The following is an 18,649-nucleotide window of genomic DNA, read 5'->3' as shown; positions in this document are numbered from 1 at the left end:
ATGCCGAACCGCCGCTCGCTGCTGATCTCAGGAGCGACGGCGGCCGTTGCAGCGCTGGTGTCCAACCGCGCCATGGCATCAGGCCCGGGCCGAGCTGCCTGGCCCAGACCTCTGAGGCCAGGATCCCGTCTGAAGGCCGTGAACCCTGGCACCTGGATGGATCCAGACAGGGATCTCACCCCCCTGCGCGAGCGCTGCAGCGCCGAGGGTTGGCTGCTGGAAATCCCGACAGAGGTCAAAGGTCAGTGGCGTTATTTCTCCGGCACGGATCGCGATCGCCGTGCCGCACTTCTGGAGGCCTGGTATGACCCTGGGGTGGAGGCCGTGATCAGCCTCGGGGGAGGCTGGGGCGGGTCCAGGGTGCTGGAGGCCGGCTTCCGTTTTCCACGCCGCCCGAAGTGGAGCCTTGGCTTTTCCGATTCCTGCTCTCTGCTTCTTGCCCAGTGGGCGGCCGGCCTGCCGGGAGCGATCCATGGATCCAACGGCGGCCCCGAGAAGCAGTGGCAGCGGACGGTTGATCTGTTGTGTGGGCGCCCCGTGAAATCTCTGGAGGGGATCGGCGTCCGCACGGGTGTGGCCGAAGGACCTCTGGTGGTGTCCAACCTCACCGTGGCAACGCACCTGATCGGTACCCCCTGGATGCCTTCACTGAAGGGAGCCATCCTTGTGCTGGAGGACGTGGGAGAGGCTCCCTACCGCATTGATCGGATGCTGACGCAATGGCGCAGCGCCGGACTGCTCGACAGCGTTGCTGGCATCGCGTGCGGTCGCTTCAGCTGGGACGAGGACGACGTTCTTCCGGGGGATTTCACGATGGAGGAGATCCTTGAGGAACGGTTGGGAGATCTTGGCGTCCCCCTCGTGCTCAATCTTCCTGTGGGCCATGGCCTGCCCAACCAGGCACTCCCCCTCGGCGCACTGGGACGACTCGATGGCCGGCGGGGCTCGTTGGAGCTGTTGACTTGACACAAAAAAAGGGGGCCGAAGCCCCCTTTGATCACTGGATCGTATGGATCAGGCGGCCACGGCAGCCTTGGGGTCAAGGGCACCCTTGGCGTACAGACCGGCGTAGTAGTTGATGGTCTGCTGCTGGATCTTGCTGGCGTTGCCGGCGGCCCAGAACTGCTGATAGCGGTCGAGGCAGACCTGCTTCATGTATTTACGAGCAGGCTTGTTGAAGTGGCGTGGGTCGAAGTTGGCCGGATCGGCCATGGCCGCTTCACGCACAGCAGCGGTGAAGGCGAGGCGGTTGTCGGTGTCGATGTTCACCTTGCGCACACCATTGCGGATGCCTTCCTGGATCTCCTCGACGGGAACGCCGTAGGTCTCGGGGATGGCACCACCGTGCTTGTTGATCATCTCCAGCCATTCCTGGGGAACGGAGGAGGAGCCGTGCATCACCAGGTGGGTGTTGGGGATGGCCTTGTGGATCTCGGCGATGCGGCTGATTGCCAGCACTTCACCGGTGGGCTTGCGGGTGAACTTGTAAGCGCCGTGACTGGTGCCGATGGCGATGGCCAGGGCGTCGCACTTGGTCTTGGCAACGAAGTCAGCTGCTTCAGCAGGATCGGTGAGGAGCATGTCCTTGGACAGCTCACCCTCGAAACCGTGGCCGTCTTCGGCTTCACCCTTGCCGGTTTCCAGGGAGCCCAGGCAGCCCAGCTCACCCTCAACGCTCACACCCACGGAGTGGGCGAAATCCACCACCTGCTTTGTGACAGCCACGTTGTACTCGTAGCTGGCAGGAGTTTTGGCGTCGGCTTCCAGGGAGCCGTCCATCATCACGGAGGTGAAGCCGTTGATGGCAGCGGAATAGCAGGTGTCAGGGGCGTTGCCGTGGTCCTGGTGCATCACCACGGGGATGTGGGGATAGGTCTCGGTGGCGGCCAGGATCAGGTGACGCAGGAAGATCTCACCGGCGTAGTTACGGGCGCCGCGGGAGGCCTGCAGGATCACGGGGCTGTCGGTCTCATCAGCCGCTTCCATGATCGCCTGCACCTGCTCCAGGTTGTTCACGTTGAACGCAGGGATGCCGTAGCGGTTCTCGGCGGCGTGGTCGAGCAGAAGCCGAAGCGGAACGAGCGCCATGGTGAAATCCTCGAGGGGGTAGGTCGTCAGGGACGAGTCGCGGCGATATTACCCCGCGTTACGCGAGACCAGCTGCCGTCTGGGCTGCTTGATCGCAGGCCAAACGACTGGCCACTCCCTCCGTCAGGCCTGGAATCATCGGCGTGCCAGAACGAATGCTCTCGGCCCACAAGCTCTGAATCCTCGCCACCGGAGCGATACGGCCATCGCTCCAGGAGGTTGCAAATGCGAGATCGGGATCCGGCTCGATCAGCTGTGGTTGCTCACCAGCCCGTGAACAACACAGTTCAAATCCATGCACGTAGTCCTTCTGATTCGCACTGCCGAGCACAAGACTTCCTTCCGAGCCATAGATCTCCAACCAGCAGCCGCGTCCGTTCCGGGCCACCGACGCAAGGTTGATCTGCGCTGGCACCAATGTCTCCGCGCTCCCCTGCCACTGCAATCGGGTTTGGATCAACGCAACGTCCTCAGCATCCACGGGTGCCATTCCTCCCTGGGGGTCGGGACGCTCGCGGATGGAGACGCCATTGAGGGCCGTCACCGAAGCCACCGGACCCACCAGCCAGGCCAACATGTCGAAGGCATGGGTCCCCAGGGCACCGATCACTCCGCCCCCCTTGGACGCCTGGGAATACCAGTTCCAGCCGCGACTGGGGTCAGCTCGGCTGCTCATCAGCCAGTCCAGCTTCACCAGCCAGGGAGTCCCGATCAGCCCAGCCCGAAGCAGGCGTTCGGCCTGCATGAACAGCGGCACCGCCCGATATTCGTAATCGACTGCGACCGACACCCCCCTAGCGGTCGCCAGTCGCTGCAACTCCCTGGCCTGATCGGCGTGCAGGGCAATCGGCTTCTCCAGCAATAGATGCTTGCCGGCCTTCAGTGCTTGGTGGGCCAGCGCAAAACGCGGTTCCGGCGGGGTGGCAATGATCACGGCCTCGACCGCTGGATCGGCCAGCAGAGCGTCCCAGTCGCTGAATCCCTTCAAGCCATGGGCAGCCGTGGCGGCATCCAGGCGCTCCTGGCGCGGGTGCCACAACGCCACTGGGCACAGATCGGCGTTGGCCTGAAGAGCCGGCAGGTGCACTTTCTCGCCAAAACCCAGGCCTGCTAAAGCAACGCCGATCGGTTGAAGGCTCATATCAGCTGTTGAGAGGTTCGCGGCAGACAGCATCAATGACAGATGCAATCAAGCCATCACCGCCAGCAGCCTGCCAATCCGCCTTGAAGCGTGGAATGCCGTTCACCTGCTTGTCGCGATAGAGCTTCTGAGCGCAGTCCAACTGCATGACGTAGAGCTCGCCATTAGGCTGCTGAACATCTTCCGTTGCTGCCGGGGTGAACCGGCTGAGCACCGTGCGGAGGCCGTAGCGATCCACGCGGATGCTGCCGCGATCCCACCACTGCTGACCAGCCTCGCTTGATGGCACTTCAACCCAGTCCACGGGGCCAGCCCAGGCTGGAGAAGTCCAGAGAAGCAAGCTCAGCAAGACGGCCGTGAGAAACCCTGTCATGCGCTGGTGATCTCCATGGGTCTGCAGCCATGCAACCGCAGCAGGCTGGCAAGGCTGCTGCGCAACTGGGTCCGCGGAACGATCGTGTCCACGAAGCCGTGGTCCTGCAAATACTCCGCGGTCTGGAAATTGTCCGGCAGCTTTTCGCGCAGCGTCTGCTCGATCACCCGCCGTCCAGCGAAGCCGATCAGAGCCTTGGGTTCCGCCAGGATCAGATCCCCGAGCATGGCAAAGCTGGCTGTGACGCCACCTGTGGTGGGGTGCGTGAGCAGCGGCATGTAGAGCAGCTCCGCTTCGCGGTGGCGCTCCAGAGCGCCGGAAATCTTGGCCATCTGCATGAGGCTGAGCATTCCCTCCTGCATGCGGGCACCGCCTGATGCACACACGATCAACAGCGGCAGCCGACGGGCGGTTGCTTCCTCCACCAGACGGGTGATCTTCTCCCCCACAACGGATCCCATTGATCCGCCCATGAAGCGGAAGTCCATCACGGCCAGGGCCAGGGCCAGACCATCCACACGACAGAGGCCTGTCACGACACCATCCCGAAGACCGGTGGCCGCCTGACTCTCCCGCAGTCGATCGGCGTAGGCCCGCCGATCCTTGAAGGTCAAGGGATCGGTTGGTTCCAGTGCCTCGTTCAGAGCTTCAAAGCTGCCCGGATCCGCAATCAACGCGATGCGTTCGTGGCTGTCGATGCGGTGGTGATGTCCACAGCCTGCGCAGACACTGGCATTGGCCTTCAGATCCTTGACGTAAACCACCAGGCCGCACTCCGGGCATTTGCTCCAGAGCCCATCCCCCTCCTCGGGTTCCTGGGTGATCTTTCCGGTGGACTGACCCTTGCGGCGATCAGCGAACCAGTCGAACAGAGACACACGAGCCGCCCGTTTCCACCATTAAAAACCCAGCAGCTGCTGCCATTGCTCCCACCACCAATCAGCACCCCTGAGCCAGACCAGCCAGATCCCCAAGGCGATGAACGGACCAAAGGCAAAGGCCTGACGAGGCTGCAACCGCCCAGAGACCCTACCCACGCTGCCGACGACGGCTCCCGCCAAGGTGGCCAGAGCCAAAGCGAACGCGACGGCGATTCCTGCAGCTCCCAGCCAGGCACCACCCAGGGCCGCCAGCTTGGCGTCTCCCAAACCGAGAGCCGGCTGCCCAAGAATCCGCTCGGCCATCCCGCTCAGCCCCTCGAGCAGCACCAACGCCAGCGCTGCCGCAACAAGGTGATTACCCAGAACAATCCATCCAGCGCCTGCACTGAACAGAAGGCCCAGCACCACCCCCCATCGGCACAGCGGTTCCGGCAGCCAGAGGTGATCGATGTCGATCAAAACCAGAGGCAGCAACAGAGCCACCAGTACCAGGCCGGCCCAAGGGCGCCAGAGTTCCAGCAAACCACCACCGGCTTGAACCGAGAGAGCGCTGAGCCAGAGCAGGGCACTTGCCAACTCGACTGCTGGGTAGCGCCAGCTGATGCCGGCGCCGCAATCACGGCACCGCCCCCCCAGGAGCAACCAGCCGATCACTGGCAGATTGTCGTGCCAGCGGATGGCATGACCGCAGTGAGGGCAATGGCTGCCGGGAACCACCACCGATTCCTGCCGGGGCAGGCGCCACACCACCACGTTGGTGAAGCTGCCAACGCAGGCCCCGAACAGGGCAACTATGAGCAGGATCATCACTTCCACCGTCGTCTCCCCCGGGCGCTGCGGCCCCGGATCAGCTCCAGCTCGATGAATTCCTCCTCGGGAAGCAGTACAGGCAATTCAAAGACAACCCTGCCTCCTGGTTGACCGGGCGCCAGAACCACCCCGAGAGGATCCCTGATGCCGCTCCAATCAGACAGATGAGAGAAGTACACCCCTCGCGCCGCATGAATCAAGGCACGGCTATCAACCCGATCCCAACGGGGAGACGCAGGAACTCCCGCGGCACCGCGAATCTCGAAGGAGGGCATTGAAGAGGAAATGGGCCCACCTGATCGCTCAGATGTACCCACTTTAGGGATCTGATTGTCAACTGATCAAAATCAGCCCAGGTTCTTCTTTTCTTCGATCATGCGGTGAATGATCGGGGTGAGGATCAATTCCATCGCAAAGCCCATCTTGCCGCCGTTCACCACAATGCTGGTGGGGCTAGACATGAAGGAGTCGTGGATCATGTTCAACAGATAGTTGAAGTCGATTCCCCACTTCTCACGGGCTCCCTTACGGAAGTGGATGATCACGAAGCTTTCATCCGGCGTGGGGATGTTGCGGCAGATGAACGGGTTGGAGGTGTCCACCGTGGGAACCCGCTGGAAGTTGATGTCGGTTTCGCCGAACTGCGGGCAAATGTGATTGATGTAATCCGGCATGCGGCGCAGGATCGTGTCCACGATCGCCTCAGCTGAGTAGCCGCGTTCAGCGTTGTCGCGGTGGATCTTCTGGATCCACTCGAGGTTGGTGATGGGCACGACACCAACGAGGAGATCGGCAAGGGAAGCCACGTCGTAGCCGTCACCCTTCACACCACCGTGCAGGCCTTCATAGAAGAGCAGGTCTGTTCCCGCTGGAATGTCCTCCCAGGGCGTGAACTGGCCGGGGCCGAGGTCAACGCCGAGACGAGCATTATGCTCAGCGGCCTCTTCGGCGCTGTGGAGGTAGTAACGCTTCTGCCCAGCACCGGTCTCGCCGTAGCTACGGAACAGATCCTCGAGCTTGTCGAACAGGTTGGCTTCGGGACCGAAGTGGGAGAAGTTCTCGCCACGGGCCAAGGCGTCCGCCATGGCCTGTTTCATCGGCATCCGCTCGTAGCGGTGGTAGCTATCGCCCTCCACCACAGCAGGTGTGATGCCTTCACGCGCAAAGATGTGCTCGAAGGCGCGCTTGACGGTGCTGGTTCCAGCTCCGGAGGAACCGGTGACAGCGACGACCGGGTGACGCTTCGACATCAGCGCAGGGACAACAGGCCCGGCGAGTTTGCCAGATCAAGGCCCCATTTCACCAATACAGCCTCAGAGAGCCTTCAACAGGGCGTCGCCCATGGCGCGGCATCCCAGCGCGGTGCAGCCCTCTGCCATCAGATCTCCGGTGCGGAAGCCAGCCGCCAGCACCTTGTCCACAGCCGCCTCGAGATCAGCGGCAGCTTCGGTCTGCTTGAGACCGGTCCGCAGCACCATCGCGGCCGAGAGCACCATCGCCATTGGATTGGCCTTGTCCTGGCCGGCGATGTCCGGCGCAGAGCCATGCACCGGCTCGAATAGGCCAGGACCGTCGCTGCCAAGGGAGGCCGATGGAAGCATGCCGATCGAGCCGGTGAGCATGGCGGCCTCATCGCTGAGGATGTCTCCGAACAGGTTCCCCGTGAGCAGCACGTCGAATTGGCGCGGACTGCGCACCAGCTGCATCGCGGCGTTATCCACATACATGTGGCTGACCTCCACATCGCTGTAGGCGGGAGCCATCGCATCCACCCTGTCCCGCCACAGCTGGCTCACATCCAGCACGTTGGCCTTGTCCACGGAGCAGAGGTTGCAGCGACGTTCCCGGGCCAGGTCGAAGGCCACCTTGGCAATGCGATCCACCTCGCTGGAGGAGTAGGTCATCGTGTTGAAGCCACGCTCCTCTCCGTCGGCCTGAATCCGTCCCTTGGGCTGCCCGAAGTAGATCCCGCCGGTGAGTTCTCGCACCACCATCAGGTCCACACCCTCGATTACCTCCGGACGCAGGCTGCTGGCACCGATGAGCGCCGGAACGATCTTCACAGGGCGCAGGTTGGCGAACAGGGCCATGCCTGACCTCAGCCCAAGCAAACCGGTTTCCGGTCGTTTGTCGCGGGGAAGGTTGTCGAAGCGGGGGCTGCCGATGGCGGCCAGCAGAACCGCATCTGCAGCCTTGCAGGCTTCCAGTGTGCTGGCGGGCAGGGGCTCACCGCAGGCATCAATGGCACTGCCACCGATCAATTGTTCGTCAAAACACAGTTCAAAACCATGCCGCTGGCTCACCGCCTCGAGCAACTGACGCGCCACGGCCGTGATCTCCGGGCCAATGCCATCTCCAGGAAGCAGGACGACGCGGTGCTGGGCCATGTCGATGCGGGTCGGCAGATCGACCGCTGAGGTTACTGAGGGGTGTTGCGTTTGAGCTCCCGCACCGTCCGGGCCAGCTCGGGAAGCTTGCTGAAGGCGGCGGAACATCGCAGCCAGAGGCGGTTGGGAATGGCTGGGTAGCCACTCACCACCTCACCGGCCGCCACCTCGCCATGGATCCCGGACTTGGAACTGGCAATGGCCCGGTCCCCGACAACGGCACGGTTCGCGACACCCACCTGGCCAGCCAGGATCACGCCGTGACCGATGCGGGCACCGCCGGCGATGCCCACCTGAGCGGCGAAGGCACAGCCACGGCCTGTGATCACTCCATGCCCGATCTGCACCAGGTTGTCGATCTTGGTTCCAGCCCCGATCCGGGTCTCCCCCACGGATGGGCGGTCAATGGTGCTGCCGCAGCCGACCTCCACCCCGTCCTCCAGCACCACCTGCCCCGTCTGAGGCATCTTGCGCCACCCCTTGGCGGTGGGAACAAAGCCGAATCCCTCGGAGCCCACCACGGCGTTGGAATTCACCACGCAACGTCTCCCCAGCCGACTGCCGGGGTGCAGTACGGCGTTGGCATGCAGTTCACAGCCGTCAGCGATCACCACGTCGTCGTAAATCACAACACCGGGATGAACGATGCAGTCGGCACCGACGCGGCTGCCGGCACCGATGCACACACGAGCGGCAACGGCGGTGCCGGGGCCCACCACGGCCCGCTCGTCGATCACGGCCGTGGGATGAATGTCAGCCTGCGGGCGCTGCCGCGGATGCAGGCAGTCGAGCGCTTCAGCGAAGGCCAGGCGTGGATCCGACACCACCGCGAAAGCGATGCCCCGCTGGCTGGCGAGGTCGATCAGATCCTGCTGGTCGGGCAGCAGCAACGCCCCGACAGCACTGTCACTGAGGGCTGCCGACAGCACATTGCCCGCCTCCAGAAAACTCAGCTGATCCCCCACCGCCTGATCCAGAGCGGCGGCACCGGACAGGTCTGGGTCCTGGCCGGGCTGACTCCAGCGCAATCCCGACTCACCCGCTTGTAGGGCCTTGATCAAGCTGCTGAATCGCATGGCGTCGCGGTGCGGCGGCCGGATCGTAGGCGCGCTCAGCGGCTGTGAAGCACCAGGGCGTCCCGATGCACCACCACAGGCGATGGACCGACGGCAGGCGCAGCCTCAAGAGCGCGCTGAACAGCTGCGCTGGACAGCTGGCAAAGGCCGCGCCCCAGGTCGCGACCATCCGGACCTTGCAACCGGACCGGTTGATTGGCGGCGAAGGCTCCCTGCACCGCAGTAATCCCAACCATCAACAGGGAGGCCCCCCGCTGATGCAAGGCATCGCAGGCACCGGCATCCAGCGTCAGCGAGCCCTGGGGTTGCAAGGCATGAGCCAGCCAGCTACGACGGTTGCCCAGCGGTTCCGGGTGGGGATGAAACACCGTGCCACCGCGTTCCCCCTGAAGCAAGGCATCAAGGCGCGTGGGATCCCGACCATCCGCCAGGTGCACGGTGATTCCGCTGGCGGTGGCAATCCTGGCCGCCGCCAGCTTGGTGGTCATGCCGCCGCGGCCCCAACGGCCGCCATCACCGGCGACGGCTTCAAGGGCGTCCAGCTCCCGTGGGTGATGCACATCGGAAATCGGGCGAGCATCGGCGACAAGCCGCGGATCCGCTGAGTAGAGACGGTCCACGTCGGTGAGCAGGATCAGCTGGTCGGCACCAACGGCCGCCGCCACGAGGGCGGACAAGGTGTCGTTGTCTCCGAAGCGGAGCTCCGCCGGGGAGATGGCGTCGTTTTCATTGACCACCGGCAACACCCCCCACTGCAACAGCTGCTGCAGGGTTCCAGAGGCGTTCTGATAGCGGCGACGATCAGCCAGATCCGAGCGGGTGACGAGGATCTGGGCCACAGCGATGCCGTGGTTTGCCAAGGCCCGTTCGTACAAAGCCATCAGCTGACCCTGACCAGTGGCAGCCGCCGCCTGCAGGGCGACCACGGTCTCGGGCCTCTGGGGAAGCTGAAGCCGCTGGCAACCGAGACCGACAGCACCACTGGAAACCAGCACAACGCGATCGCCCCGTGCAAAGGCAGCAGCGATACCTGCGGCGAAACCATCGATCGTTGCGGCGGTATCCCCCCGCAACAGACTCGTGCCCAGCTTCACCACCCACAGCGTCATGCCGTGGGGGCCCCCATCCAAGCGGCGAGACGACGCTCCAACTGTTGGACCCGGTCATGGCGACAGGGCTGCCCGGTCTGAGAGATGGGTCGCACCAGCACCGTGTAGAGACCGAGGCGATTGCCGCACCACACGTCGGTGAACAAGCGATCACCGATCATGGCGATGCGTTCGGGGGGCAGATCAAGCTCATCGATGACGCGACGCAGAGCACCCCGCCTGGGTTTGCGGGCACCGCAGGTGAAGCTCACACCGAGTTGATCAGCGACGGCAGCAATCCGCGCGTGGGACGGGTTGTTGCTGAACAGGTGCAATTTCAGGCGACGTTTGGCATCCGTCAGCCAGACCAGAACCGGATCAGGCAGGGTCACATCGCGACCGGGCAACAGGGTCCGATCCACGTCCAGCACAGCGGCGGACAGCCCTCGAGACAGCAGATGGGGGAGGGAGAGATGGGCAATGGTCAATCCCGGATCCCAGCTGGGCTGCAGTCGATGTTGAGCGCTCACTCCGGCCATTCCCTCTCCTCAAGCTCCGCTTCAAGGCGCGGCTGAATCCGATCGAAATCCTCACCCTCCACCAATTCCGCCTGGCCATCAACCATGCGGGCCACCACGAAGAACGGGTCGAGCGGAATGTAGAGGCCGTACTCCTGCTCCTCGACCATGAAGCTCACCAACAATTCAAACGTCTCGGAATCCTCGTCACCGTCATCGTCGTCCTCGTCCTCCAGCTCATCCGGATCGGGTTCATCCAGTTCACCGCTCACCGTGAGCGTGACTGCAGACCGCACGAGGGTGAGGTCATGCTCCTGCAACACCACATCAGCAACCGAAAGAATCGATTCACTGCTGTTGAGGGTGATGATCGGCTCAGGGTCAGCATCGTCCTGGAGTCGAAACAGAGACACCGGCGTGTCGACCGGCGTCAGCAGGACGTAATCAGTGCCGTCGAGGGGAATCAACTGCTCCAGGAAGCAGAGCAGATCACGACCATCACCGTCACGCACCAGAACGGTGGGAACGTCACCGCTGCCAGAGGCCGAGTCACGCATGGACGCTGAATTCACTGCGCTCAGGATCCATCATCGATCCCCTCTGCGCCCGCGGCGTGCTGGAGGCCCTGGACCGGTTTGAGATCCGGCCCCTCTCGGAGCCATTGGTCCAGCAGCAGCGCCGCAGCCGCACTGTCAAGCCGACCAGAGCGATCTCCCGTCAGCCCATGGCGCTCTCCTGCTGCCCAGGTGCTGCTGTGCTCGTTCACCCAAGCCAGGGGCAACTGCAGGGCCTGGGCGAGACGCCTGCCGTAGCGCCGGCAATGGTCCGCCTGGGCTGTGGGCTGACCGGCGGCATCCAGCGGCAGCCCCACCACCAGCCCCTGCACCCGGCGGTCCTGGCAGAGCTGTTGCAGCACGGGGAGATCTGCATCAAAGCGCCCTCGATGCAGCGCCTTCAGCGGCGTCACAGTGATGCCGAGGGGATCGCAGCCGGCCAGGCCAATCCGCTTGCGACCCACATCCAAGCTCAGCACCGAGCAGGGTCGGGTCACCTCAGCGGCGACCCAGACTCGGGGATGGCATGGGTTGCCCCTGGGGACGCAGGCGACCCAGGACCTGATCGAAGGAACGGCTGAGCTGCAGGTTGCGGGGGGCTGTCTGACGTCGCCACATGCTGCGACCCATCAACAACTGCTCTTCACCACGACGCCAGCCTTCACGGTTGAGCAATTCGGCCATCGGCGCATCATCCAGAGCCGTGCTCAGCCCGGCGACGCAGCCCTGCCGTTGAAGCCGACGCAACAGCTGCGGAAGGGCCTGATCGAGACGGGGATCCCAGGCCACATCGCGGATCAGTTCCAACGTGTGCTGATCCTCGCCTTCCCCCAGGCGCAAACATCCCGCCAGCACGGCATCACCAGCCATCAAGACACCACAGCCCGGACCGCGACGATCGAGCAGATCCAACCAATGGCGATCGGTTATCTGGCGCAGATGGCTGAAACAGCCTCCCTGTTCAATCGGCCAGAGGCGCTGGGCATTGCGGCGGTTGATCGGCTGCCAGGTCAGCCCCTGGGGCAGCGGCTGCAGCGGCGCTGATGAGTTGGCTGGGGGATGCCACACCTGAAACGGTCGAAGCGGTTGGAAACCGAGTTCTCGCAACAGGGCAATGGCATCGGCATCGCCGGCAGGGCAGCGGATCACCCAGCTGCCGACCTGACGATCACCCTGCTGAAGCACGGTCTGCAGAAGGGTGCGCTGCACTGTTCTGAACCCATGGCCGCTCTCGCGCACCAACTGCTGGGGCCGCTGCAAGGTCCAGCAGCTACCGCGGCGGTTGATCGGTTGCACCACAACAGCGGCCAGAGGGCCGTCCGCATCCAGCGCGATGAAGCAGCGGGGTGAGCGACACGGCAGCAGATCCGGAAAGCGTTGCTCAACCCGAGCCAGCCAGTCGCCCAGCAGCACGGTCTGAAGCTGCGGAAACCAGGCTAGATGTATTGGGTTGAGGGGTTCAACCCTCAGGGGCTGCGGGGGTTGTGCTGTCATTTCTCCCCCCCGGACGCAACCACGCTCAATGTAGTGCTCAACCGCGACCTGGACGCACCAAAACCAGTGGTGTGCGCTGGTTGGCATTGCCAGCCGGGTTCGGCTTCAAGGCGCGCTGCAGCAGTGGTTCATCGCAGCCGGAACTGGAGGCCAGCACCTTGACCCGACCGAGATCGTTGACGTCGACGATGGCGACATCAACGCCAAGAGCCGCCGAGGCCTCGGCACAGAACGACGCTGACCGTTCTGGTCCCAGAACGATGGTCTGGTCGTACGGCGGAGTGGTTCCTGTGATGTCATCAATTAGGCGGGCCTGATCCCCCGCCAGGCGATAGAAGCCACCCGGAATCGACACCAGTTTCATCAGCAGACCGCCGATCCAGGCCGCGATCACCCGGGTGGGGCCCACCACATCGATCAGGGTCTGCATTCCGCACGCTGTCGCCAGGCTGCTGGTGGGGTGAAACACCCGGCAGGCCAACCTGGCCACCATGCCTGGTTCCACCTCGCTTGGGTGCTGGTAGCGGCCTTGAATCACGGCCAGCGGTGTCTCGCCGATCGTGAGCACATCGCCGGGTTGAAGGAGAGGGGCTGCATACCGCCGCAACACCTCGATCGGATCATCGAGTGGGCCCAGCAGGTGGGTTTTCAAGGGCAGAACGCTGCAGCCCTCTCCCGACTGCCAGGGAGCCTGATCAGCAGGCAGCGGGTCTGGACAGCGCAGCGGCACAGGAACCCCCTGACGGCGGGAGAGACGTCCGAAGGGGCCGTAATTGATCCATTGCACATCGACCCAGAGCGTGTCGACCAGCTCCAACGCCGCGCCACCACGGATCTCAATCGTCACCCGGGCTCGGGTGGTCTTCCGGCCCTTGACGATATATGCGGCCCAGTAGCCATCAGCACGGGTCTCCTCATCGGGATGATCGGCCTGGATTCTTGTGGTGACGGTGAGACCGGAGAGATCAGCCTTGCCCAGCAGGGTGGGGTCCACCCGCAGCTCCGGCACGAACACCTCCATGCGTGAATGGGGGTTGCTGATCTCCAGCACACCGTCGACACGCAACACACCCGCAAGGGAGGTGATCGTCCAGTCCCTGGCCATCAGCCGCAGGGGAGAAGCAGGCCTCAACCGGTGGCGGGCTTCCAACCAGGCCACCCCCGCTCCGAGGGCCAGGGGGGCGATCAGCAGCGACACAACGGTGAACCAGCTGCGCGGCAGCGTAAGCCGATCAGCGGGTGGTGACCTCGATGTTCACCTCGTTGAAGCTGCCTTCCTGGTTGATCGCCGGCAACTCAGGGGCCGGCAGACCGGTGGCACGGCTGATGGCGTCATTGATCGAACCGAGGGAGACCTGTCCCTCCTGATCAAACACCACCTCGCCTTTGGGATCGATCACAACCACTTGCGGAATCTGCCCCCGCCAGTAACTGGCGGGATCAGCAGCACCGGTCGGCTGACGACCCTGCAGCGGGTCAATGGTGAGGGGCAACAGATCGATGCTCCGACCCCAGAGACGCTGCAGTTCAGAAACCACAGGCGCAAAGCGTTTGCTGACGGCACTGTCATCGAGGTAATAGACGATCACGGCCGTGCGCTGGTCAGCCAGGGTGTCTTCCAGGGTGTTGGCCGGGGGCACTAGGGAGCCGTTACCGGCGTAGAGGGCGTAGATATTGCCGTCGTAGTTGTCGTCGTTGAGAACGGCCTGAGCCGGAGACACCAGCAGCAACAGCGCCACAACACAACAGAGAACGCGAGGCAGCAGACGTCCCATCAGGCCGGTGCAGGGAGGCCCATTGTGGACTCAGCCGCGCCCCAGACTGCGACCCATCCCCTGGGCGATCCCTCGACCGACCAGACCGATCGCTCTCCCCAGTACCTGGGTGAGCAGCACCACGGCCAGATCGCCAAGACGGCGCACCAAGGCCTGCAGCTGAGGCGCCAGAGCATCTCGGGTCTCCAGCAGCAACGCCACCTGACGCTGCCACCACCCCAGGCTGTTGAGCTCCTGATCGCGGGGCTCCGTCAGCTGCAGCGGTTCAATCCGTCCACCGCGGAGTTGAAACAACGTGCGGTGGCTTTCGTACAACTGAATTGGTCGCTCAATCCATTCGGACCAGCGCAGCTGGTTGTTTAGCTGATTGCGCAGTCGATCCAGTTCCCGGGTCGCCAGCAGGCGATCCCCCAACAGATAGCGGCGCAGTTCCGGCCACTCGCCGCAGGCCTCCAGCAGCTCAGCTCCAATCAACTCAGCGGTGCGCACCAGCCAGTTGCTCACCAGTGTTTCCAGTTGCAGCAGTGCCCTTGGATCATCAGCCGGCAGCAGCTGTCCGTTCACCAGCACCGGCTGATCCGCCAGCAGCGGCAGCAGCATCGAGGCAGGATCCGGCATCTCGTCATCGACTCCCTCAAGGTCGGCGGAGGCCAGCAGCGTGGAGGCCACCGGTTGCAGAGCACCGTCCCTCGGAATCTGCACGTAGCTACCGGCCATCGCGGTAAGGGCCTGTCGGCGTAATTCGGGCTGAAGCGACGACCAGCGCGCCGGCGCTGGATCCTCCTGGCGCATCCGTGCCAGCACGCGATCCAGCTGCTGCAGCAGAGCCAGCAGCAGCTCGCGACGACGATCGGGGTGCAGCCCCTCAATCGCCAGGAGGCGACCGGTGGCATTGCTGAGACCGGTCTGAACAGAACCGTCCAACCGCTCACGGATGGAGTTCCACACCGCCAGCGCATTGCGTTGACGCAGGGTGATCGCCGTCGACTCCCCCGCTGAAGGGGAAGGCTGCATCGGCACCCGCAGGGAAACGGCATCCTCCAGACCCACCTGCAGAGGGCCCCACAGCCACAGCAGCAGCGCGCGAGCACTGCGCAGCTCACGGCAGCGGCCTTCCAGCAGCATGCACAACAACCAAGACTGCGGAGGTGGATTGAGCAGGGCTTCGATCACCTGCAGGTCATTGCTGATCTGCTGCAGTCCACTGAGCAGCAGCGACTGAGCCAGCCCTAGGGAAGGCGGCTCGGACGGAGGCGCAACGGTTTGAAGCCGAACGGTCCGACCACCCTGCAGCAGGGTATCGATGGCCTCCTGCAACTGGGCGCAGTCGCCGTTCTGCAGCAGCCCTTCTGCGCTGAGGATAAGCAGCTGATCACGGCTGGCCTCAACATTCACCGGCAACAGCAGAAGCAATGGGGCCGGATGCCAGCGCTCCTGAAGCAGCAGCACCTCCCGTTGCAATGCGCTCAGGGATGGAAGTTTGTCGATGGACCAGATCACGATCTGGGGATGACCGTTCAACGCATCCGGGCGCAGCGACACCTCCCAGTCGGACTGTTGACGGGTGAGCTGCAGGGCCAGCGATTCCCCAAGCAGGTCCTGTGCCAACAACAGAATCCGTACCGGAGCTGAGGGAGCCAAGCGGTTCAGTACGAGTTGTCGTCAAGGTAACGAGCCTGGCCGTATCGCTCCAGTGGGCGTCGCCCGTTCAGCTGCAGGGTGTAGGACTCGATCCGAAAGCCTGTGCGCCGTTGAATCTGGTCGAGCAGATCATCCGGCAATTCCACATCGATGTCCTCGATCACACCGGTATCGAGGCAGGTGAGATGGCTGTGGGGATCACTGCGGTAGCCGTAGAGCCGACCATTGGCACGATCCAGACACTCGATCACCCCAGCGGACTGCAGGGCCTCCAGGTTCTGATAGACGGATGTATGGCCAATGCTCCGCCCTCGGGCATTGAGCTTTTCGAAGATGTCTCTGGCACTGAGGTGACTTTGTTCGCTCCAGAGCAAATCAAGCACCATCCGGCGCTGACGGCTTAACCGCATACCCAGCTCTCGGCAGCGCTCGAACACCCCCTGCAGCCCCTCACCGGGCAGGCCTGCAGCTGATCCAGGAGTCGAGAGCCTGATCACTCAATGGCAATTGATAACACCAGCTTAAGACGACCGATCAAGCCAGGTCCGCTGCAACCGCTGTGATGTCCTGCAGCCTCGGCTCCGCCAGCGCCCGCACCGCTTCCGCCAGATCGACACGACCGTCGTACAGGGCACGACCGACGATCACACCACTCACACCGAGTGGTTCCAGGGGCAGGAGAGACAGCAGATCCGCCATGCAGCCAATGCCACCGGAGGCGATCACCGGAACGCTGCTGCTTGCCGCCATGGCCCTGAGAGCCTCGAGGTTCGGCCCGGCCAGGGTGCCATCGGTGGCGATATCGGTGGTGATGATCGCGGCAATCCCGGCGCTGCTGAAGGTTCTGGCCAGGTCCGTCGCCAGGACATCGCTCTGCTCAATCCAGCCGCGGGTGGCCACCCGCCCGTCCTTGGCATCGATTCCCACCACGATCCGACCGGGATACAGCTCGGCGAGGGATCGAACCAGGTCGGGCTGCTCGATCGCCACGGTGCCGAGGATCACGCGATCAAGACCGCAGGCGAGCAACTGCTCGGCCCGTTCCAGGGAGCGGACGCCGCCACCGAGCTGCACCGGGATGTCCAGGGCTGATGTGATCGCCTGGACGGCGGCATCATTCACCGGTTCTCCCCGCTTGGCACCATCGAGATCCACCAGGTGCAGCTGGGTTGCGCCCTGCTGCTGCCAACTGAGGGCCTGAGCGACCGGGTCATCGCTGAAACGGGTGACCTGCTCGTAATCCCCCTGGTGCAGGCGCACGCAGGCTCCGTCCAGCAGATCAATAGCGGGAAGGATCTCCATGCCGGTGAGACGTCTGGGCCCATCCTGCAGCTCCGCGCTTCAATAGCTGCGCTTTTGCAGTGTGGCCGTGAAGATCCTGGTGATGGGGGGGACCCGTTTCGTCGGCAAGCCCTTGGTGGCCAGGCTTCAAGCCCAGGGGCATGCCCTCACCCTGTTCACACGGGGCCGCAACGCCGTGCCTGAAGGCGTTGAGCACCTCAGCGGCGACCGCAGCAGCAGCGAAGGACTGAGCCCGCTGGAAGGACGACAGTTCGATGTGATCGTCGATAGCTCCGGCCGCAAGCTGGAGGACAGCCGGCGGGTGGTGGAGATCACAGGAGCCCCACGCCATCGGTTCGTTTACGTGAGTTCCGCCGGGGTCTACGCCGGGTCTGAGCTGTGGCCCCTGGACGAAACCGCCGCCACCGACCCGAACAGCCGCCACGCCGGCAAGGCTGACACCGAGACCTGGTTGCGCTCCGAAGGCATTCCCTTCACCAGCTTCCGCCCCACTTACATCTACGGACCCGGCAACTACAACCCCGTTGAACGCTGGTTCTTTGATCGGATCACCCACGACCGTCCGGTGCCACTGCCTGGCGACGGCAGCACGATCACCCAGCTCGGCCACGTGAATGATCTGGCCGAAGCGATGGCGCGCTGCATCGATGTTGAGGCTGCCGCAAACCGCATCTACAACTGCTCCGGCAAACAGGGCATCACCTTCCGCGGCTTGATCCGGGCAGCGGCGGTTGCCTGCAGCAAAGATCCGGATGCGGTGGAGCTGCGCCCCTTCGATCCATCCGGCCTGGACCCCAAAGCCCGCCAGGCCTTCCCCCTGCGGCTCAACCATTTCCTAACCGACATCACGCGGGTTGAGCGGGAACTGGCCTGGCAACCCCGGTTTGATCTGGCCAAGGGTCTGGCGGACAGCTTCCAGAACGACTACGCCAAAACTCCGACAACGGAGCCCGATTTCAGCGCTGATGCGGCCCTGATAGGGGCCTGATGTAAGCGACGGCTGAACTGACCGCCAGCAGCAGCGACGGCCAGAACAACCACCAACCGGCAACCACCAGCTGCTGATGCCCGCTCCAGGAAGGGGGCCAGAGCATCAGCAGCAGCGCCAGGAACTGCAGCACGGTCTTGGCTTTCCCCGCCAGCGATGCCGGCCCCCCATCTCCCGCCTGGGAGCGCCAGCCGGAAATCAGCAGTTCCCGGGCCAGCAACAGCCAGACAGCCCAGAGCGGCAGGGTTCCGGCGGCGGCTAGCCAGAGAAGAGGGGCTGCAATCAGCACTTTGTCCGTGAGTGGATCCAGCCGTGCCCCCCAGCTGCTGCCGCCGCCGGCTCGACGGGCCAGCCAGCCATCGGCGGCATCGCTGAGGCCTGCCATCAGCAGCAACCACCAGGCCAGGGCAGCCGCGTCTGCCTGCAGCGCCATGATTAACGGTAAACCGGCGACCGCGCGGGCGATGGTGAGGCCATTGGCCAGGGAGCGCAGGGGCAACGACAACGCGCAGAATGCAATCAGCTGACTTCAA

Annotated in this window: 22 protein-coding genes; 2 read left to right on the top strand and 20 right to left on the bottom strand. The window is 63.8% G+C overall.

Annotation, left to right across the window (positions count from 1 at the left end; all coding sequences use genetic code 11):
- The gene (locus SynA1524_RS03970) at nucleotides 1-966 is read left to right on the top strand and encodes a S66 peptidase family protein (RefSeq protein ID WP_186499043.1); all 966 of its coding nucleotides are present in this window, start codon (nucleotides 1-3) and stop codon (nucleotides 964-966) included.
- Between the two features lie 48 nt (nucleotides 967-1,014).
- On the opposite strand, the gene fba is transcribed toward SynA1524_RS03970, so the two are convergent.
- The 19 genes from fba to hisA all read right to left on the bottom strand — a co-directional run bounded on the left by fba (nucleotide 1,015) and on the right by hisA (nucleotide 17,128).
- Nucleotides 1,015-2,088 (bottom strand): class II fructose-bisphosphate aldolase, encoded by a 1,074-nt coding sequence (fba, locus tag SynA1524_RS03965; RefSeq protein WP_186499042.1) that lies wholly within the window; start codon nucleotides 2,086-2,088, stop codon nucleotides 1,015-1,017.
- Between the two features lie 58 nt (nucleotides 2,089-2,146).
- The gene (locus SynA1524_RS03960) at nucleotides 2,147-3,229 is read right to left on the bottom strand and encodes a Gfo/Idh/MocA family protein (RefSeq protein ID WP_186499041.1); all 1,083 of its coding nucleotides are present in this window, start codon (nucleotides 3,227-3,229) and stop codon (nucleotides 2,147-2,149) included.
- Nucleotide 3,230: 1 nt separating this feature from the next.
- Entirely contained in the window at nucleotides 3,231-3,602 is a 372-nt protein-coding gene (locus tag SynA1524_RS03955; protein WP_186499040.1) for a hypothetical protein, read from the bottom strand.
- Entirely contained in the window at nucleotides 3,599-4,480 is an 882-nt protein-coding gene (accD, locus tag SynA1524_RS03950) for an acetyl-CoA carboxylase, carboxyltransferase subunit beta (protein ID WP_186499039.1), read from the bottom strand. Before accD ends, SynA1524_RS03955 begins: the two co-directional genes overlap by 4 nt.
- Before the next feature lie 21 nt (nucleotides 4,481-4,501).
- The gene (locus SynA1524_RS03945; protein ID WP_186499038.1) at nucleotides 4,502-5,290 is read right to left on the bottom strand and encodes a prepilin peptidase; all 789 of its coding nucleotides are present in this window, start codon (nucleotides 5,288-5,290) and stop codon (nucleotides 4,502-4,504) included.
- Nucleotides 5,290-5,568, bottom strand: coding sequence for a hypothetical protein (locus SynA1524_RS03940; RefSeq protein WP_186499037.1), 279 nt, complete (start codon nucleotides 5,566-5,568; stop codon nucleotides 5,290-5,292). The genes SynA1524_RS03945 and SynA1524_RS03940 overlap by 1 nt, the downstream gene beginning before the upstream one ends.
- A 72-nt stretch (nucleotides 5,569-5,640) precedes the next feature.
- Nucleotides 5,641-6,543, bottom strand: a complete 903-nt coding sequence (locus tag SynA1524_RS03935; protein ID WP_186499036.1) for a phosphoribulokinase — start codon at nucleotides 6,541-6,543, stop codon at nucleotides 5,641-5,643.
- A gap of 63 nt (nucleotides 6,544-6,606) precedes the next feature.
- A complete protein-coding gene (leuB, locus tag SynA1524_RS03930; protein ID WP_186499035.1) occupies nucleotides 6,607-7,680 on the bottom strand; it encodes a 3-isopropylmalate dehydrogenase in 1,074 nt (357 codons plus the stop codon).
- A gap of 32 nt (nucleotides 7,681-7,712) precedes the next feature.
- Nucleotides 7,713-8,756, bottom strand: a complete 1,044-nt coding sequence (gene lpxD, locus SynA1524_RS03925) for a UDP-3-O-(3-hydroxymyristoyl)glucosamine N-acyltransferase (protein WP_186499034.1) — start codon at nucleotides 8,754-8,756, stop codon at nucleotides 7,713-7,715.
- A gap of 35 nt (nucleotides 8,757-8,791) precedes the next feature.
- Entirely contained in the window at nucleotides 8,792-9,865 is a 1,074-nt protein-coding gene (proB, locus tag SynA1524_RS03920; RefSeq protein WP_186499033.1) for a glutamate 5-kinase, read from the bottom strand.
- On the bottom strand, nucleotides 9,862-10,383 hold the full coding sequence (locus tag SynA1524_RS03915; protein ID WP_186499032.1) for a YqeG family HAD IIIA-type phosphatase: 522 nt from the start codon (nucleotides 10,381-10,383) through the stop codon (nucleotides 9,862-9,864). The genes proB and SynA1524_RS03915 overlap by 4 nt, the downstream gene beginning before the upstream one ends.
- Entirely contained in the window at nucleotides 10,371-10,919 is a 549-nt protein-coding gene (locus SynA1524_RS03910; RefSeq protein ID WP_186499031.1) for a DUF3727 domain-containing protein, read from the bottom strand. The genes SynA1524_RS03915 and SynA1524_RS03910 overlap by 13 nt, the downstream gene beginning before the upstream one ends.
- A gap of 20 nt (nucleotides 10,920-10,939) precedes the next feature.
- Nucleotides 10,940-11,413 (bottom strand): Holliday junction resolvase RuvX, encoded by a 474-nt coding sequence (ruvX, locus tag SynA1524_RS03905; protein ID WP_186499030.1) that lies wholly within the window; start codon nucleotides 11,411-11,413, stop codon nucleotides 10,940-10,942.
- A gap of 1 nt (nucleotide 11,414) precedes the next feature.
- Nucleotides 11,415-12,410 (bottom strand): hypothetical protein, encoded by a 996-nt coding sequence (locus SynA1524_RS03900; RefSeq protein ID WP_186499029.1) that lies wholly within the window; start codon nucleotides 12,408-12,410, stop codon nucleotides 11,415-11,417.
- Nucleotides 12,411-12,447: 37 nt separating this feature from the next.
- A complete protein-coding gene (locus tag SynA1524_RS03895; protein WP_186499028.1) occupies nucleotides 12,448-13,608 on the bottom strand; it encodes a F420-0:Gamma-glutamyl ligase in 1,161 nt (386 codons plus the stop codon).
- Nucleotides 13,609-13,642: 34 nt separating this feature from the next.
- Nucleotides 13,643-14,185 (bottom strand): thylakoid membrane photosystem I accumulation factor, encoded by a 543-nt coding sequence (locus SynA1524_RS03890; protein ID WP_186499027.1) that lies wholly within the window; start codon nucleotides 14,183-14,185, stop codon nucleotides 13,643-13,645.
- A gap of 30 nt (nucleotides 14,186-14,215) precedes the next feature.
- Complete coding sequence (locus SynA1524_RS03885) at nucleotides 14,216-15,826, bottom strand: DUF3685 domain-containing protein (RefSeq protein ID WP_186499026.1); 1,611 nt, start codon at nucleotides 15,824-15,826, stop codon at nucleotides 14,216-14,218.
- A 5-nt stretch (nucleotides 15,827-15,831) separates the two neighbouring features.
- Nucleotides 15,832-16,236: a Fur family transcriptional regulator gene (locus SynA1524_RS03880; RefSeq protein WP_286188731.1), complete on the bottom strand. Its 405-nt coding sequence runs from the start codon at nucleotides 16,234-16,236 to the stop codon at nucleotides 15,832-15,834.
- 124 nt (nucleotides 16,237-16,360) lie between these two features.
- Nucleotides 16,361-17,128, bottom strand: a complete 768-nt coding sequence (gene hisA / locus SynA1524_RS03875) for a 1-(5-phosphoribosyl)-5-[(5-phosphoribosylamino)methylideneamino]imidazole-4-carboxamide isomerase (RefSeq protein WP_186499025.1) — start codon at nucleotides 17,126-17,128, stop codon at nucleotides 16,361-16,363.
- A gap of 67 nt (nucleotides 17,129-17,195) precedes the next feature.
- On the opposite strand from hisA, the gene SynA1524_RS03870 reads away from it, so the two are divergent.
- Entirely contained in the window at nucleotides 17,196-18,116 is a 921-nt protein-coding gene (locus SynA1524_RS03870; RefSeq protein ID WP_286188730.1) for an NAD-dependent epimerase/dehydratase family protein, read from the top strand.
- Here the strand turns inward: SynA1524_RS03870 and SynA1524_RS03865 are convergent.
- On the bottom strand, nucleotides 18,085-18,621 hold the full coding sequence (locus SynA1524_RS03865; RefSeq protein ID WP_186499024.1) for a CDP-alcohol phosphatidyltransferase family protein: 537 nt from the start codon (nucleotides 18,619-18,621) through the stop codon (nucleotides 18,085-18,087). The two genes, SynA1524_RS03870 and SynA1524_RS03865, sit on opposite strands and share 32 nt — an antisense overlap.
- Between the last annotated feature and the right edge of the window lie 28 nt (nucleotides 18,622-18,649).

This window comes from Synechococcus sp. A15-24 (genome assembly GCF_014280195.1).
Taxonomy (GTDB): Bacteria; Cyanobacteriota; Cyanobacteriia; order PCC-6307; family Cyanobiaceae; genus Parasynechococcus.
This window is presented reverse-complemented; position numbering and strand designations above follow the sequence as displayed.

What these genes read in the sequence shown, in the direction of transcription:
- SynA1524_RS03970 (WP_186499043.1), top strand. Translation starts at nt 1, where the DNA reads ATGCCGAACCGCCGCTCGCTGCTGATCTCAGGAGCGACGGCGGCCGTT.
- fba (WP_186499042.1), bottom strand. Translation starts at nt 2,088, where the DNA reads ATGGCGCTCGTTCCGCTTCGGCTTCTGCTCGACCACGCCGCCGAGAAC.
- SynA1524_RS03960 (WP_186499041.1), bottom strand. Translation starts at nt 3,229, where the DNA reads ATGAGCCTTCAACCGATCGGCGTTGCTTTAGCAGGCCTGGGTTTTGGC.
- SynA1524_RS03955 (WP_186499040.1), bottom strand. Translation starts at nt 3,602, where the DNA reads ATGACAGGGTTTCTCACGGCCGTCTTGCTGAGCTTGCTTCTCTGGACT.
- SynA1524_RS03945 (WP_186499038.1), bottom strand. Translation starts at nt 5,290, where the DNA reads ATGATCCTGCTCATAGTTGCCCTGTTCGGGGCCTGCGTTGGCAGCTTC.
- SynA1524_RS03940 (WP_186499037.1), bottom strand. Translation starts at nt 5,568, where the DNA reads ATGCCCTCCTTCGAGATTCGCGGTGCCGCGGGAGTTCCTGCGTCTCCC.
- SynA1524_RS03935 (WP_186499036.1), bottom strand. Translation starts at nt 6,543, where the DNA reads ATGTCGAAGCGTCACCCGGTCGTCGCTGTCACCGGTTCCTCCGGAGCT.
- leuB (WP_186499035.1), bottom strand. Translation starts at nt 7,680, where the DNA reads ATGGCCCAGCACCGCGTCGTCCTGCTTCCTGGAGATGGCATTGGCCCG.
- lpxD (WP_186499034.1), bottom strand. Translation starts at nt 8,756, where the DNA reads ATGCGATTCAGCAGCTTGATCAAGGCCCTACAAGCGGGTGAGTCGGGA.
- proB (WP_186499033.1), bottom strand. Translation starts at nt 9,865, where the DNA reads ATGACGCTGTGGGTGGTGAAGCTGGGCACGAGTCTGTTGCGGGGGGAT.
- SynA1524_RS03915 (WP_186499032.1), bottom strand. Translation starts at nt 10,383, where the DNA reads ATGGCCGGAGTGAGCGCTCAACATCGACTGCAGCCCAGCTGGGATCCG.
- SynA1524_RS03910 (WP_186499031.1), bottom strand. Translation starts at nt 10,919, where the DNA reads ATGCGTGACTCGGCCTCTGGCAGCGGTGACGTTCCCACCGTTCTGGTG.
- SynA1524_RS03900 (WP_186499029.1), bottom strand. Translation starts at nt 12,410, where the DNA reads ATGACAGCACAACCCCCGCAGCCCCTGAGGGTTGAACCCCTCAACCCA.
- SynA1524_RS03890 (WP_186499027.1), bottom strand. Translation starts at nt 14,185, where the DNA reads ATGGGACGTCTGCTGCCTCGCGTTCTCTGTTGTGTTGTGGCGCTGTTG.
- SynA1524_RS03880 (WP_286188731.1), bottom strand. Translation starts at nt 16,236, where the DNA reads ATGCGGTTAAGCCGTCAGCGCCGGATGGTGCTTGATTTGCTCTGGAGC.
- hisA (WP_186499025.1), bottom strand. Translation starts at nt 17,128, where the DNA reads ATGGAGATCCTTCCCGCTATTGATCTGCTGGACGGAGCCTGCGTGCGC.